Source organism: Dactylosporangium sp. CS-033363 (assembly GCF_050942475.1).
Lineage (GTDB): Bacteria > Actinomycetota > Actinomycetes > Mycobacteriales > Micromonosporaceae > Dactylosporangium.
On record NZ_CP192032.1, the window covers coordinates 3,279,497 to 3,294,642 of the forward strand.

Here is a 15,146-nt window from a genome sequence, read left to right on the forward strand (position 1 = left end):
TCGACGGTAGGCGGTCCGGGCGATTCGCGCGTCGGCCCACGGTGGTATCCGGATCGTCAACCCAGGGTGGTACAAGATCTCGACCGTGGTCTGACGACTTGATCTCCGCCGCGGAGCAACATGACGGCCCATGAATCCTCGAACGGTCCACATGGCGCTGCGGGGGACCAGCACCGCGCTCGCCGTTCTCGCCGCGACCCAGGTCCTGCTGGCCGGCATCTTCCTCAGCGGCCACTACGTCGCCGTGCGCTGGCACATGCTCACCGGCTTCTCGATGGTGGTCGTCGCGCTGCTGATGAGCATCGTGATCTTCCTGCCCGGCCGGCAGCACCGGCCGTCGAACCTCATGGTCGAGGCCGTCATGGTGCCGCTCGCGATCGCGGCCCAGGGGGTGCTCGGCGTGTTCCGCATCCTCGAGCTGCACATCCCGATCGGCGTGCTCATGGTCATCGGCACCTTCCAGATAGCCCGGTTCGCCTGGAAGACCCCGCTGCCGTCACGGGAACACGAAGCCGAGGTGCTCGCGTGAAGCGCCGCGCGCTGCTGGGAGCCGGCGCCGCCGCGGTCGCCGCCACCGGCCTCGGCTGGTCGCTGCTCACCCCGAAGCGCCCCGGCAAGCTCCTGCGCAGCCGGGCGCCGCTGCCGAAGCCGTTCGAGGCGCGGCTCGCCGTCCCGCCCGTGCTCCAGGGCGGCGAGATCGTCCAGCGGGAGGCCGACCTGCAGATCCTGCCGGGGCTGACGACGCGCGCGTGGACGTACAACGGCAGCTTCCCCGGGCCGACGGTCGTCACGCGATCGGGCCGGGCCGCGACCGTCACGCACCGCAACCAGTTGCCCGAACCCGTCGTCGTGCACCTGCACGGCGGCCACACCCCGCAGGACAGCGACGGCTATCCCATCGACGAGATCCTGCCCGAGCACGGCGCGGCCGGCGCGAGCGCGCACCACGACATGGCCGCGATGCGCGGCGACACGAGCATGGGCAGCCGGGTGTACCGCTATCCGATGGCCCAGCGCGCCGCCACCCTCTGGTACCACGACCACCGGATGGGCTTCACCGGCCCGGCGGTCTACCGCGGCCTGGCCGGCTTCCACCTCGTGCGCGACGACGAGGAGGACGCGCTGCCACTGCCCCGCGGCGAGCGGGAGCTGCCGCTGATGCTCACCGACCGCGCCTTCGAGGCCGACGGGTCGTTCCGCTATCCGGCGGGCGACGCGGCGTACATGAACGGGGTCCTCGGCGACGTCGTGCTGGTCAACGGGCGGCCCTGGCCGGTGCACGACGTCGACCCGGCGCGCTACCGCCTCCGGTTGCTCAATGCGTCCAACGCCCGCCGGTACCGTCTGGAGCTCGACCCCCAACCGCCCGGCGGCGACGCGTTCGTGCAGATCGGCAGCGACGGAGGGCTGCTGCAGCGCCCGATCGCCCACGACGCGCTGGTGATCGCGCCGGCCGAGCGGTTCGACGTCGTCGTGGACTTCAGCCGCTACCGACCCGGCACCGAGGTGCGCCTCGTCGACCGGGACGGCGGCGACGTCATGCGGTTCGACGTCAAGGGTTCGCGGCACGATGACGATTCGGCGGTACCGTCGAAGCTCAGCCGAACCGCGGAACCCCTTCCGCCGCCGGTGCGCTCGCGCACGTTCCACTTCAGCCAGGCCTCGAACGGCACCTGGCGGATCAACGACCTGGAATACCGGCCGGGAAGAGCGCTGGCCCGCCCGCGGCTCGGCGACGTCGAGCACTGGCGGTTCGTGACCGACTTCCACCACCCGATCCACCTGCACCTCAACCACTTCCAGGTGGTCTCGCGCAACGCGCAGGCGATCGGGGCGTACGACCACGGCTGGAAGGACACCGTGGACCTGCGCGCGTCGGAGGCGGTCGAGGTCGCCGTCCGGTTCACCGACTACCCGGGCACGTTCATGCTGCACTGCCACAACCTGGAGCACGAGGACATGGCGATGATGGCCGACTTCACGGTGGAGGCGCCATAGCGAGCACGCGCCCCGAAATTGGGCCCCTCGCATGGGACTTTGGGCCCAGCGGTTCGCCCGTACGGTGTCGAGGCCCTCGCCATCGTTCGTGCACGCCGCAAGCAGTAAGGAGATCCTCGTGCCAAACGTCAGGGGCCTCATGGTCGCCGCCGGAACCGCGGCGGCCGCCCTCCTGGTCGTCGCCGCCGCCATGGTGACGACCGCAAGTGCCGCCACGCCGGTGACGGTGCAGGCGGAGGCGTTCAGTGCGCAGTCCGGGGCGCAGGTCGAGAACACCGTCGACACGGGTGGTGGCCAGGCCGTCGGGTACCTCGCCGACGGCGACTGGCTGCGCTACGACAACGTCGACCTGGGCGCCGCCGGCTCGCTGAGCGTCGGCGTCCGGGTCGCGTCGGCCGGCACCGGCGGGACGGGCAGCGTCGAGCTGCGCACCGGGTCGCTCACCGGCCCGCTGCTCGCCCAGGTCACCGTCGCGCCGACCGGCGGCTGGCAGGCCTGGACCACGCTCACCGCGACCGCCGCGAGCCACCCGGCCGGGGCGCAGACCGTGTTCGCGGTCATGCGCAACACCACGGGCGGCCGCGACTTCGTGAACATCAACTGGTTCTCGTTCGCGAGCGGGGCATCCGCCAGCCCCAGCGCGACCGGGACGACGGCGGCGGGGTGGGTCAACGTCGACCCGGCGCGGTGGAACGCGCAGCTCGCCGAGTTCAACGCGATGCCCATGGACCCGGCGCCGGCCAACGCGGTGCGGGTGTCGGAGTTCAACGCCTCGTGTACGTACAGCCACTCGTTCAAGGACGACCCGATCGTCTTCCCGGGGCTGCCCGGCGCCTCGCACATGCACAGCTTCCTGGGCAACCACAGCACCGACGCCAACTCGACCGGCGACACCCTGCTCGCCAACGCCGGGACGAGCTGCGCGCCGGCGCCGGACCTGTCGGCGTACTGGGTCCCGACCCTCTACGAGCACGGCACCGCCGTCGAGCCGAAGGCGGTCGTCGTGTACTACGGCTCGCGGCTGACCGACCCGGCCGGCACGGTGCCGTTCCCGCAGGGCTTCCGGATGATCGCCGGGGACGCCAAGCTGCAGCAGGCGACGCCGGCCGGTTCGGTCAACCAGTTCTACTGCGCCGGGCCGGGCGGGGAGGCGGGGCGGAGCACGGACGGCAACTGGCCGCGCTGCGCGCCTGGCGCCACGCTCATGTTCCAGCTGGTGTTCCAGGACTGCTGGGACGGCACCCATCTGGACAGCCCGGACCACAAGTCGCACGTGGCGTACTCCTACACCGGCACGTGCGGCGGCGCCTACCCGGTGAAGATCCCGTCGCTGTCGTTCGTGCTGGCCTACCCGACCAGCGGCACGGCCGACGGCTTCACGCTCTCGTCGGGCATGGCGTCCTCGTTCCACGGCGACGCGTTCTTCGCCTGGGACAACGCGGCGCAGAGCCACCGGGTGAAGAACTGCATCGTCCAGAAGGCCAAGTGCAACACCGCCGGGCAGTTCTGACGGATCAGCTGATCTCAATCCGGTTGATGTCCGGGGCATCGCCGGCGTCGTTGAAGAAGCGGATCCAGGTGGTACCGGCGGGCAGGTACACGGAAAGCGAGGTGCGGGCGGGAATCAGGTAGTCACCGGCGCCGGCGAGCGTCAGGGTGTGCACGGGCCCGTCGGCCACGGCCACCTTGAGGGTGCGGAGAACCACGGTCTCGTACACGATGACCAGGGTCCGCTCGCCGGCGACCGGCACCTCCGGGACGCGGATGGCGAGGGTGTTCGGGCCGCCGATGTACCCCACGCGACGCCCGCCGTCGCAGCTGGGGCACTCGATGACCCGGGCACCTTTGCGCAGGTTCCGATCGTCCGCGGCGTGCACGGCGATCACCCGGAACGCCGGCGGCGAAGGAGGAACGAACGCCGAAGACGGCGAAGGCGAAGGCGCCACCGACAGCAACAACGACGGCGAGGGCGAGACCGGAGGAGCCTGAGCAGAAGGCAGAACAAGCGGCGGCACGATCGCGACCGTGGCCACCACGGCCACCGCGAGCGAGGTCCAGCCCAGCCGGCGGCGCAACGGCGTCACGTGCGGCCGGTCCAGCGCAGCAGCGCCTCGGTCCGGTTGGTCACCCGCAGCTTCGCGTACGCGCGGTGCAGGTGGTTCTTCACGGTCTTCTCGGTCAGCAGCAACCGATGCGCGATCGCCGCGTTCGACAACCCCTCGGCCAGCAGGTCCAGCACGTCCTGCTCGCGCCGCGTCAGCCCGTAGCGCGGCCGGGGACGAGGGGCGGGACGGGCCCGCATCGTCGCCGTCGCCACGGCCGCGGCGGCGGGGGAGAGCCACCCGTACCCGGAGGCCACGGCCAGCACCGCGCGGTGCAGCTCGGAGGGCGTGAACGCGCCGTGGATGAGGTAGCCGCGCGCGCCGCCGTGCAGCATGTCGGCGATCAGGCCCGGATCGGGGTCGCTCGTCAGCACCAGGATCGACGTGAGCCGGGCCAGGTCCGGCAGCACCGACAGCCCGTCCGCGACCGGCATCCGGTGGTCCAGCAGCGTCACGGCGGGCGCCAGCCGCCGCGCCTCCGCCAGCGCCGAAGCGCCGTCCGCCGCCTCGCCCACCACGGCCACGTCGTCGGTGCCGTCGAGGTACGAGCGCAGGGCCTCCCGCACGATCGGGTTGTCGTCCACCACCAGGACCGTGATCATGCCGGGATCGCGGCTTCGATCGAGGTGCCCCGGCCCGGCGTCGAGCGGACCCGCAGCGCGCCGCCGGAGAGCCGGGCGCGCTCGGACATGCCGAGGATGCCGTACCGGTGCTCGGTCCGGAACGCCACGAGGCTCGGCGGCACCGGGAACCCGCGCCCGTTGTCGGCCACCGTCAGCACCAGCCGCCCGTCCACGGCGGCCAGCCGCACCGTCACCGAGGAGGCGGCCGAGTGCCTCCCGGCGTTGCGCAGCGCCTCCTGCAGGATGCGGCAGAGCTCGTACCGCACCGGCAGCGGCGGGTCGACCGCCGCCAGCTCCAGCACCACCGCGATCCCGGTCGAGCGCCGCCACGCGGAGCACAGGTCGGTCAGCACCGCGGCGAAGTCCCGGGTCGGCTCGTCCGAGCGCAGCCCGTCGAGCAGGTCGCGGGCCTCCTTCGCCGCGGCCGCCGCGCCGGTGGAGACCGTGTCCGCGAGCCGCTCGGCCAGATCGGGGTGCCGCCGCAGGCTCTGCGGCAGCGCCAGGGCCGCGAACGACACGCCCCGCAGCGTCTTCGCCACCGAGTCGTGCAGTTCCCGGGCCAGCCGCGCCCGCTCGTCGGCCGCCGCCTCCCGCTGCGCCGAGGCCACCACCCGCACCGACAGCTCGACGTGCCGGCGCAGCGCGGCCGTCGCCACCGCCGCGCCGGTCGCGGCCAGGATGCAGGCGATCGGGAAGGCGAGCACGAACTCGGCGTGCGCCGGGTTGCCGGCCAGCACCCGGGCCGCCACGGCGTACCCGAGCGCCGCGTGGGCCGCCGCCAGGGGCAGCGCCCGCAGCCCGATGACCACCCCCGCCAGCGCCGAGGCGCCCGCCGCCGCGCAGAAGTACGCGATCCCGGGGTCGGCGGCCAGCACGGCCAGCGTCACCAGGCCGTCACCGCAGAGCAACGCGACGGGACGGCGCACCACGTACGGATTGCGGGAGAACAGGACCAGCCCGGCCGCCGTCGTGACCGCGACCACGGCCGCGGCCAGCAGCAGCGGGCCCGGATCGGGCGCCAGGCGCAGTCCGGTGCCCGCCGCGGTCAGCGTGGCGGCGCCCCGGCCGAGCAGCACGGCCCGACCGAGGGCGGCGGGGGCCACCGCCCGATCGACGGTCATGACCCCCAAAGTACGCGACTTTTTACATGACGCGAAGCAGCCCTATCCGACGACCCGGACCAGGGCCAGCGGCCGCGATCCCCAGAGCAGCGACGGCGCCTCGGAAAGGGTCGTGTCCGGCACGATCCGGTAGAGCGTCACGAGCACCGAACCCGCCGAGATCACGGTCGGATCCCCATCGGCCACGGAGGACACAGCACGCACAGGCGGTACCGGAGCAGAACGGGAACCGGTCCCGCGCACCGACATGAGCGGCGTGCGCGCCGTCGTCGTCCCGTCGGCCGCGAGCACCTCCTCCGCCGCCTCGGTGCCGCCGGTCAGCACCGCGCCGGCCAGGGCGGCCGCGTAGACCGGATCCCCGGCCGCGTCGTAGACCCAGCGGGTGCCGAGCACGGAATGCTCGGTCGTGCCGACCAGAAAGGTCTCGGCGCCGGGGAGGGGCGCGTCGCGGTACGTCAGCGGCGTCTGGAATATCGGCCCGTCCGGGTCGGCCTGGACGAGGAGCGTCTCCAGCCCGACCGCGCCGGCCGGGTCGTCGAACCGGAAGGCGCCGACACGGGTCAGCGACGGGGTGGGAGGGCCGGCGTACCAGGGGCGGCCGGGTAGCCAGGAGGTGAGCATGTCGAGCTTGCCGGGAGTGAGCTCCGCACGGTGCAGCAGGGCCATGCACGGCATGGTACCGATCACGCTAAGCAGACCGGCAACCCTGCCGATGGTGACCAGGTGCGGGACAGACGGTGGACGTGGTGGCTCCTCGCCGGAACGGCGGCGGTCGGGGCGTACCTCCTGCTGCCCGCCGGCACGATCGAGCGAAGCTGCGCCTACGACGCCATCGGCACGATCTCCGCGATCGTGATGCTGGCCGGGTCCCGGCGCACCGACCGGGCCCGCCGGCTCGCCTGGCGGCTGGCCGCGGCCGGCACCGCGTTCTGGACCACCGGCGACTGGGTGTACACGTACTTCCAGTACCTCGCGCACGTCGAGCCGTTCCCCTCGCTCGCCGACGTGTTCTACCTCAGCGCGTACCCGTTTCTGCTCGGCAGCCTGCTCATCCTCGGCCGGCGCGACGCCCGCGGGCAGGGCTGGGCCGCCGTGGTCGAGGGGCTCATCTTCGCCACCGGCACCGGGCTGGTGCTGTGGACGTTCGTGATGGAGCCGATCGCCCACGACAGCTCCTCGACCCTCGGCACGCGGGCGATCGCGCTGGCCTACCCGGCCGCCGACGTCCTGCTGCTCGTGCTCGCGGGCCGCCTCCTGGCCGCCGGTGCGCGCGACACCAGCAGCCGGCTGCTCGTGGCCGCGCTCGGGTTCCTGCTCACCGCGGACGTCGTCTACTCGATCGTCAACACCTACACCACGTGGACCTCGAGCTGGTTCGACGCGCTCTGGCTGCTCTCGTACGTCCTGTGGGCCGCCGCCGCACTGCACCCCGCCGTCCGCGCCCGCCCGGCCGAGTCCCACGACGTCGTGCCGTCGGGCCGGGTCCGGCTCGTCGTGCTCGCCGCCTCCTCGCTGCTCGCCCCGGCCGTCCTGCTTGTGCAGGGCGTCCGCGACCCGCAGCACGTCGAATGGCTCGCCGTCGGGCTGTGCGCGGCCGTGCTGTTCCTGCTCTCCGTGGTCCGCATGGCGGGGCTGGTGCACCAGGTGCGCACCCTCGCCCTGCGCGACGAGCTCACCGGCCTGGCCAACCGCCGCGCGCTCGAGGCCCGCATCCGCGCCGAGCTCGGCCCGGGCCCGCGGGCGCACATCGCGCTGATCGACCTCGACGACTTCAAGGCGGTCAACGACCGGCTCGGCCACGGCGTCGGCGACCGGCTGCTCACGGCCGTGGCCGAGCGCCTCACCGGCCTCGTGCGCCCCGGTGACACCGTGGCCCGCCTCGGCGGTGACGAGTTCGCGGTGTTCATGCCGCGCACGGTCGAGGCGGTCGCCGACGGGATCATGGCCTCGATCGTCGCCTCCCTGGCCCGGCCGCTGGACGCCGGGGGCCACCGGCTGCTCATGCGGGCCAGCATCGGGGTAGCCGACGACGCCGGCGCGACCGACCCGTTCGAGCCGCTGCGCCGGGCCGACGTCGCCATGTACGCGGCCAAGGTCACCGGCGGCCGCCACCTGCGCTACGAGCCGGCCCTGGACGAGCGGGCCGGCGAGCACGCGCAGCTGGGCGCCGAACTGCGCACCGCGCTCGACGAGGGACAGTTCTTCCTGGTGTACCAGCCGATCGTCGCCCTTCCCGCCGGCCGCACGGCCGCCGTGGAGGCCCTCGTGCGCTGGCGGCACCCGGAGCGCGGCCTGGTGAGCCCCGTCGCGTTCGTGCCGGTCGCCGAGCACAACGGGCTGATCGTCGAGCTGGGGGCGTGGATCCTGCGCACGGCGGCCGAGCGGATGCGCACCTGGCGGCGTGACCTGGGCGCGGCGGCCCCCGGCTACGTGTCGGTGAACGTGTCGGCCCGGCAGCTGTCCGAGCCCGACTTCCCGCAGTTCGTCGCGTCGGTACTGCACGACGCCGCCCTCCCCGCCGCCTGCCTCACGATCGAGGTGACCGAGACGGCGGTCTTCGACAGCTCGACGGCCCTCGACGCGCTGCGGGCGATCAAGGCCCTCGGCGTGCGCATCGCGCTCGACGACTTCGGCACCGGCCACTCCAGCCTGGGCCTGCTGCGCACCGCCCCGGTGGACGTGCTCAAGGTCGACAAGTCGTTCGTCGACGACCTCGCGGGCGGCGGCCAGTCCGTCATCGTCACCGCGCTCATCGACGTCTCGGCCCACCTGGGGCTGACCGCGATCGCCGAGGGCGTCGAGACCGCCGAGCAGGCCGACGCGCTGTACCGGATGGGGTACCGCTACGGCCAGGGCTACCTCTTCGGCCGGCCCGAGGAGTCGCCGGCGTTCGCGCGGGAGCTCTCCGCCGCCCGATAAGGCCGACACACCGGACATGTCCGGAACGGTGGGCGTGGAACGACGTGCCATTCACACATTCGCCTGCGTTGGTGAACGCTCACATCGCTGGGAGCGCTTCCGCAGTGGTCAGCGCGTTGTTTCCGAAAAGGTTTCCGCAACAATTGACCAACCCCGAACCTGTCACAGTTGTAACAACCTTTCGAACGGCGGAAATAGACCGTTGACACGGCCGTAACCGGTTGCCACCATTCCCGAAAAGGTTTTCGAGATGGGCGGTGATGCCAGTGGCCTGCCGACGACTGATAGCGCTCACAATGATCATGCTGGTGCTCGGGGCCTGCTCGGCCGGGCCGGCACCCGCGCCAACGCCCTCCATCGACGGGGCCGACACGGGCGGGCGGCTGCTGCTGTGGACCCGCGCTCAGCTCGAGGTCCAGGCGACCCTGCTCGTCGACGCCTACAACGCCACCCACACCAACCAGGTCGAGCTGACGCTGGTGGCGGACCTGCCGGCCCGCGTCGACGCCGCCGCGACGACCGGCGCGCTGCCGGACCTGTTCGCCGGGGCGGTGGCCGACGTGCCCGGCTGGACCGGCCGCGGCCTCTACCGGGACCTCGGCGCCGACCTCGCCCGCCTGCCGTTCGCGGACCGGCTCGACCCGGCCTCCGTCAAGGCCGGCGACCGGCACGCGCTGCCGTTCGTGCTCACCGACAAGGGCACCGACGCCATCGGCATCTCCCGCGACTCGAAGAAGGCCGGCCAGGCCTGGAACTTCATCGCCTGGGTGCTCTCCGACGAGGCGCAGATCCAGGTGCTCGCCCGCAACGGGGACAGGGTCGCGCGGGCCGACCTGCAAGCCAACGAATTCGCCACCCCGCAGAAAGGTGCAAGTTCGTGAGAACCCGCGTTGCGGCCGCCGCCGCGATCGCCGGCCTGCTCGTCACCACCCTCACCCCCGTTCCGGCGCACGCCGCATCGAACAGCGCCACCCCCTACCCGACGTTCTCCGGCAGCGCCAACCCGGTGCCGGACGAGCGGACCGGGTACCACGTCCGCAACCAGCTCCAGGCGATCTTCGACGCCGACGTCGCCGCCGGCGCCGGATCGGGCCCGGACAACGACTTCTGGTTCGACCGCATGCTCGCCCGCACCGGCAACCAGCCGGGCGGCTCCAACGGCGACGCGAACCAGTACCTGTTCAGCCGCGGCCGCGCGGTCTTCATGAAGACGCACAGCCCCGGCGTGCTCGGCTTCGGCGGCGAGGTCGCCTACATCGAGTCGATCGCCGGCGGCCAGGGCGCGTACACGGTCACGGCGTCCATCAACGGCGCCGACGTGACGCTCACCGAGGACGTCAACTCCCGCAAGCAGACCCCGAGCTACTTCCGCACCGTCTTCAACAACACGGCGAGCGGGCTGCGGGTCACCGAGACGAAGTACATCACCGACGCCGGCACGGCCGTGACGAACCTGGACCTGTCCAGCACGAACGGCTCGGCCAAGTCGGTCACGCTCACCGCGACCTCGGCGTTCGCCAAGACCGTGGCGAGCGACAACGGCGAGCTGACCGGGGCGGTCAAGGCCTTCAACCAGCTCACCACGATCTTCCCGCGGTTCTCCGGCGACGGCTTCACGCCGGTGGACGGCACGCTGCGGCAGACGATGGCCGTCCCCGCCGCCGGCGCGGCGAGCACCAAGCTGCAGCTGGGCTTCATCACCAAGGAGCAGCCGGCCGCGGGTACCGAGTACGCGAGCTACCGCAGCGCCACGCCCGCCGCCGCGTTCAGGGCGCACGTCACGGACTACAACCAGTGGTGGGCCGACAACGTGCCCTACCTCGACACGCCCGAGAACAACATCGACAAGACACTGTTCTACCGCTGGTGGCTCATGCGGTACAACTTCCTCGACGCCGACCTGCCGGGCAACGACTACCAGTTCCCGACGTCGATGGAGGGCGTGCTCGGGTACAACAACGCGATCGTGCTGACCGTCGGCATGTTCGTCGACGACCTCAAGTACTTCCGCGACCCGGCGTACTCCTACGGCCCGTGGGTGTCGGCCGGTGAGGTGTCGAAGAGCTCGAAGTTCGTCGACAACCCCGGCGACCCGGCCAACTGGTCGAACTCCTACACGGAGTACATCTCCGAGGCCGCCTGGCGCTCCTACCAGCTGCACGGCGGGCCGAAGGCGATCGCCAACAACCTCGCGGAGTACGCCGAGTACGACGTCAAGGGCCTGCAGCAGGCGTACGACTTCGACGGCAACGGCCTCATCGAGTACAACTGGGGCGCGATGACCGGCAACGACGCCGACGCGGTGTCGTTCGACTGGAAGTCCGGCTACATGGACCGGACCGAGAACGCCTACCTGTACTCCAACGCCAAGGCCGCCGCGGCCGCCTACCGCACCGCGGGCAACACCGCCAAGGCCGACGAGATGGAGGCGTTCGCCGCGCGCATCAAGGCGGCGGTGCTGCAGTACCTGTGGGAGCCGGCGCGGTCCACCCCGGACGCGATGGGCCTCAACGGCAACCTGCTCAAGCACCGGCTCGTCAACGGCAACGAGCTCGTGCCGTGGAAGGAGATCAACAACTACTACCCGTTCTCGGTCGGGCTGATGCCGAAGCCGGGCGACGCCGACTACACGCAGCCGTACGTCGAGGCGCTGCGGCTGTTCGCGGACAGCTCGCAGTACCCCATCTTCCCGTTCACGACCGCGAACCAGGCGGACAAGGCGGCGGCCGCGGCGGCCGGTGACCCGGGCAGCAACAACTTCTCGGTCATCAACTCCACCGTGACGTTCCGGATGCTGTCCTCGGTGCTGCGCAACTACCCGACGAGCTACATCGACGCCGAGTGGTACAAGAAGCTGCTCTACTGGAACGCCTGGGCGCAGTACCAGAACAACGGCGACAACCGCTACCCGGACCAGAACGAGTTCTGGGCCGACGGCGCGGCCAACCCGCAGAACATCGGCTACCGGTCCTGGATCCACCACACGATCCTGGGCGCGACGAACTTCACCGTCATCGAGGACGCGATGGGCCTGCGCCCGCGCTCCGACGCGAAGGTGGAGCTCGACCCGATCGACATCGGCTGGGACCACTTCACCGCCAACAACATCCGCTACCGCGACCGCGACCTGAGCATCGTGTGGGACGCACCCGGCGGCCCGAAGTACTACGGCAACGACGTGCCCGAGGGCTACTCCGTCTACCTCGACGGGCAGCTCGCCTTCACCGCCGACAAGCTCGGCAGGCTCGTCTACGACCCGGCCACCGGCACGGTCGAGGCGGCCGCCGGCATCACGGTGGCGACGCACGACGCCATCGCCGTCAAGGCCCCGCAGGACGTCACCTACGCCGCCGACGCGCGGATCGTCGACGTGATGGCCAAGGCGGGCGCCGACATCGCCCCGGCCAGCACCGGCTCGGAGAACTTCGCCCAGGGCCGGCCGGCCACCGCGACGTTCTCGGCCTCGGGCCGCGGCCCCGCCGGTGCGGTCAACGGCACGACGATCAACGAGCCCTTCTGGGGTACCGCCGGATCGCCCAACACCAGCGACTCGCTCGACATCGACCTGCAGGGCAGCCGGTCGGTCGACGACGTGCGGGTGTACTTCTACAACACCACGACCACCGCCACCGTCCAGGGCTACGCCCCACCGGCGCAGTTCACGGTCTCCTACGACGACGGCAGCGGCTGGAAGCTGGTGCCGAGCGAGTACCGCAGCCCCGCCTACCCGCGCGGCAACCTGAACCAGGTCCGCTTCCCGGCGGTCACGGCGAAGAAGCTGCGCATCACGGTGCAGCACGCGCCGGGGGCGAAGACCGGCATCAAGGAGGTCCAGGCGTTCGGCACCGGGGTCGCCGCCCCGGCCGCGGTGAACAACCCGCCGCTCGCCGACGCGTGGCTCGACTCGTCCTACAGCCAGGCCGGCTCGGTCCGCATCATCGGCCTCGCCCAGGACGACGGCGACCCGGGCGCCGCGCTCACCTCGGCGTGGACCGTCGTCGACGCACCGGACGGCGGGTCCGCGGCCTTCGAGCCGGCCAACGCGCCGGGCACGGTGGCGCGGTTCACCAAGTCGGGCCGGTACACGCTGCGGCTCACCGTCGGCAACGGCCAGGCCACCTCGGCCAAGGACGTGGTGGTCAACGCGACCGCCCTGGCCGAGGGCGAGATCAACGTGGCCGCGACCGCCACGGCGTCGGCGAGCTTCACGGCCGGCTGGAACAACGTCAATGCGGTCAACGACGGCAAGCCCTCGCTGTTCAGCGGCGGCGCGCAGACCGACCTGTGGGGCACCTGGACCGGCAACGAGCCGGCGACGCGCTGGCTGCAGTACGACTTCCCGGCCGCCGTGCGGGTGGACCGCGCGTCGATCGACTTCTGGTCGGACAGCACCACGGGCGGCTCCGGCGTGGCCGTGCCGAAGTCGTGGAAGCTCCAGTACTGGGACGGGACGACCTGGCAGGACGTGAGCAACGCGACCGGGTTCGACCCGGCCGTGCGCGGGCGGACCAACCAGGTCGGCTTCGACCCGGTCACCACGACCCGGCTGCGGGCCACGTTCAACGCGCTGCCCAACGCGGCCGGGACGGCGTACTCCGCGGTGGGGGTCTCCGAGTGGCGGGTGTTCGCCGCCGCCGCGAGCTCCATCAGGGGCGTTGACGCGCGGACCCAGGTCGGCGTCGTGCCCACCCTGCCGTCCACGGTGGACGTCACCTACGCCGACGGCACCGTGCTGCCGGTCGCGGTGGCGTGGGGCTCGATCGACCCGTCGAGGGTGGCCGCGGTCGGTGACTTCACGGTCTCCGGCTTCGTGGCCGGCACCACGCTGACGGCGAGCGCCCACGTCTGGGTCCGCGGCCCCGATCCGGTGCAGATCAACACCATCGACCCGGTCGCGGTGAGCACCAAGGTGGGTGCCGCGCCGCGGCTGCCGAGCGGGGTCACCGTCGGGTACAACGACGGCTCCCGGCAGAGCGGCATCGCCGTCACCTGGGCGGCGATCGACCCGGCCAAGTACGCGGCGGCCGGCACCTTCGAGGTGACCGGGCAGGTCGCGGGGACCGACAAGACGGCGACCGCCACGGTCACCGTGGGCTCGGGCGGCCCGAGCGACACCGCCCCGCCGGTCGCGACCCTGACCGCCGACCCGGCCCCGGCCAGTGGCTGGACGACGTCGAACGTCACGGTGACCGCCACCGCGACCGACAACGCCGACCCGGCCCCGGCGATCGAGATCGCGGTGGGATCGGGGGCCTTCGGGGCGTACACCGGCGCCATCACGGTGTCGAACGAGGGCTCGACGACGGTCAAGGCCCGGGCCACCGACAAGGCGGGCAACGTCTCGCCGGTGACCGAGCGGACGATCGGCATCGACCGGACCGCGCCGACGGCGAGCGCCACGCTCGACACGGCGAGCCGGTCGGTGACCATCACCGGCACCGACGCGCTGTCCGGGATCGGGGCGGTGCAGTACCGGCTGACCGTCGGCGGCGTCGTCACGCAGGACTGGACGGCGGCGGGCGGTGCGGTACCCATCGGATCCTCGGCGACCACAGTGGACTATCGGGCGCTCGACAAGGCCGGCAACACCTCGGCCGTGGGCACGCTGCAGGTCCCGGCCGGGCAGGCCCCGGTCAACGTGGCCCGCACGGGCACGGCGTCGGCGTCCTACACGCCGGGCTGGGTCACCGCCGACAACCTCAACGACGGGGTCCAGCCGACCGGGCCGGTCGGGCCGAACACCGACGTGTGGAACACCTGGCCGCAGGTGGGCGAGCAGTGGATCCAGCTCGACTGGGCCGCGCCCGTCACCGTCGACCGCAGCCGGATCTGGTTCACGCGGGACGTCGACGACTCCGGCGCGGGGGTGGCCCCGCCGAGCGCGTGGAAGCTGCAGTACTGGACCGGCACCGCCTGGGCCGACGTCGAGCAGCCGACGGCCTACGGCACCTCCGCCACCGAGTGGAACACCGTGACGTTCAAGGCGGTCACGACCACGAAGCTGCGGGCCCTGTTCACCGCGAGCGGGGCCGAGGAGGGCAAGGGCGCGCCCGGGGTGCAGGAGTGGGAGGTCTACGACGTCCCCGGCAATCCCGCACCGCAATATCACGTCGAGGTCCAAGCCAAGACCCAATGCCTCGCCGGTACCGCCTATGTCTCCGTCAACGCCCGCAACGCCGACGACCGGACGCTCACCATCGAGCTGGTCACGCCGTACGGGACGCGCACGGTGACCGGGGTGGCCCCGGGCAAGACGGCCTACCAGTCGTTCAACGCCCGCACCGCCGCGGTGCCGGCCGGGACGGCCACCGTCAGGGTCACCGGCCCGTCCGGGACCGCCGAGATCACGGCCCCCTACACCGCCTCCACCTGTTAGGACGGCT

Annotated in this window: 10 protein-coding genes; 6 read left to right on the top strand and 4 right to left on the bottom strand. The window is 72.1% G+C overall.

The window, feature by feature from the left end; genetic code table 11:
- Positions 1-130 precede the first annotated feature (130 nt).
- The 3 genes from ACQPZ4_RS15225 (at position 131) to ACQPZ4_RS15235 (ending at position 3,508) form a co-directional block, all read left to right on the top strand.
- Complete coding sequence (locus tag ACQPZ4_RS15225) at positions 131-529, top strand: hypothetical protein (protein ID WP_433060761.1); 399 nt, start codon at positions 131-133, stop codon at positions 527-529.
- Positions 526-1,998, top strand: coding sequence for a multicopper oxidase family protein (locus ACQPZ4_RS15230; RefSeq protein ID WP_433060764.1), 1,473 nt, complete (start codon positions 526-528; stop codon positions 1,996-1,998). Before ACQPZ4_RS15225 ends, ACQPZ4_RS15230 begins: the two co-directional genes overlap by 4 nt.
- A gap of 118 nt (positions 1,999-2,116) precedes the next feature.
- Positions 2,117-3,508: a DUF1996 domain-containing protein gene (locus ACQPZ4_RS15235; RefSeq protein ID WP_433060767.1), complete on the top strand. Its 1,392-nt coding sequence runs from the start codon at positions 2,117-2,119 to the stop codon at positions 3,506-3,508.
- A 4-nt stretch (positions 3,509-3,512) separates the two neighbouring features.
- Here the strand turns inward: ACQPZ4_RS15235 and ACQPZ4_RS15240 are convergent, their stop codons facing one another.
- The 4 genes from ACQPZ4_RS15240 to ACQPZ4_RS15255 are packed head-to-tail and all read right to left on the bottom strand — an operon-like array spanning position 3,513 to position 6,510.
- A complete protein-coding gene (locus ACQPZ4_RS15240; RefSeq protein ID WP_433060770.1) occupies positions 3,513-4,082 on the bottom strand; it encodes a hypothetical protein in 570 nt (189 codons plus the stop codon).
- The gene (locus ACQPZ4_RS15245; RefSeq protein ID WP_433060772.1) at positions 4,079-4,702 is read right to left on the bottom strand and encodes a response regulator transcription factor; all 624 of its coding nucleotides are present in this window, start codon (positions 4,700-4,702) and stop codon (positions 4,079-4,081) included. The genes ACQPZ4_RS15240 and ACQPZ4_RS15245 overlap by 4 nt, the downstream gene beginning before the upstream one ends.
- The gene (locus ACQPZ4_RS15250) at positions 4,699-5,844 is read right to left on the bottom strand and encodes a sensor histidine kinase (protein WP_433060775.1); all 1,146 of its coding nucleotides are present in this window, start codon (positions 5,842-5,844) and stop codon (positions 4,699-4,701) included. Before ACQPZ4_RS15250 ends, ACQPZ4_RS15245 begins: the two co-directional genes overlap by 4 nt.
- Positions 5,845-5,886: 42 nt before the next feature.
- The gene (locus ACQPZ4_RS15255) at positions 5,887-6,510 is read right to left on the bottom strand and encodes a CG0192-related protein (protein ID WP_433060778.1); all 624 of its coding nucleotides are present in this window, start codon (positions 6,508-6,510) and stop codon (positions 5,887-5,889) included.
- A 57-nt stretch (positions 6,511-6,567) separates the two neighbouring features.
- On the opposite strand from ACQPZ4_RS15255, the gene ACQPZ4_RS15260 reads away from it, so the two are divergent.
- The 3 genes from ACQPZ4_RS15260 to ACQPZ4_RS15270 all read left to right on the top strand — a co-directional run bounded on the left by ACQPZ4_RS15260 (position 6,568) and on the right by ACQPZ4_RS15270 (position 15,139).
- A complete protein-coding gene (locus ACQPZ4_RS15260) occupies positions 6,568-8,763 on the top strand; it encodes a putative bifunctional diguanylate cyclase/phosphodiesterase (protein WP_433060781.1) in 2,196 nt (731 codons plus the stop codon).
- 296 nt (positions 8,764-9,059) lie between these two features.
- Positions 9,060-9,644, top strand: a complete 585-nt coding sequence (locus ACQPZ4_RS15265) for a hypothetical protein (RefSeq protein WP_433060783.1) — start codon at positions 9,060-9,062, stop codon at positions 9,642-9,644.
- Positions 9,641-15,139 (top strand): galactose-binding domain-containing protein, encoded by a 5,499-nt coding sequence (locus tag ACQPZ4_RS15270; protein WP_433060785.1) that lies wholly within the window; start codon positions 9,641-9,643, stop codon positions 15,137-15,139. Before ACQPZ4_RS15265 ends, ACQPZ4_RS15270 begins: the two co-directional genes overlap by 4 nt.
- Positions 15,140-15,146: the final 7 nt, after the last annotated feature.

Excerpts from the sequence above, each read along its gene's own strand:
- ACQPZ4_RS15225 (WP_433060761.1), top strand. The coding sequence starts at position 131 with ATGAATCCTCGAACGGTCCACATGGCGCTGCGGGGGACCAGCACCGCG.
- ACQPZ4_RS15245 (WP_433060772.1), bottom strand. The coding sequence starts at position 4,702 with ATGATCACGGTCCTGGTGGTGGACGACAACCCGATCGTGCGGGAGGCC.
- ACQPZ4_RS15250 (WP_433060775.1), bottom strand. The coding sequence starts at position 5,844 with ATGACCGTCGATCGGGCGGTGGCCCCCGCCGCCCTCGGTCGGGCCGTG.
- ACQPZ4_RS15255 (WP_433060778.1), bottom strand. The coding sequence starts at position 6,510 with ATGGCCCTGCTGCACCGTGCGGAGCTCACTCCCGGCAAGCTCGACATG.
- ACQPZ4_RS15265 (WP_433060783.1), top strand. The coding sequence starts at position 9,060 with ATGATCATGCTGGTGCTCGGGGCCTGCTCGGCCGGGCCGGCACCCGCG.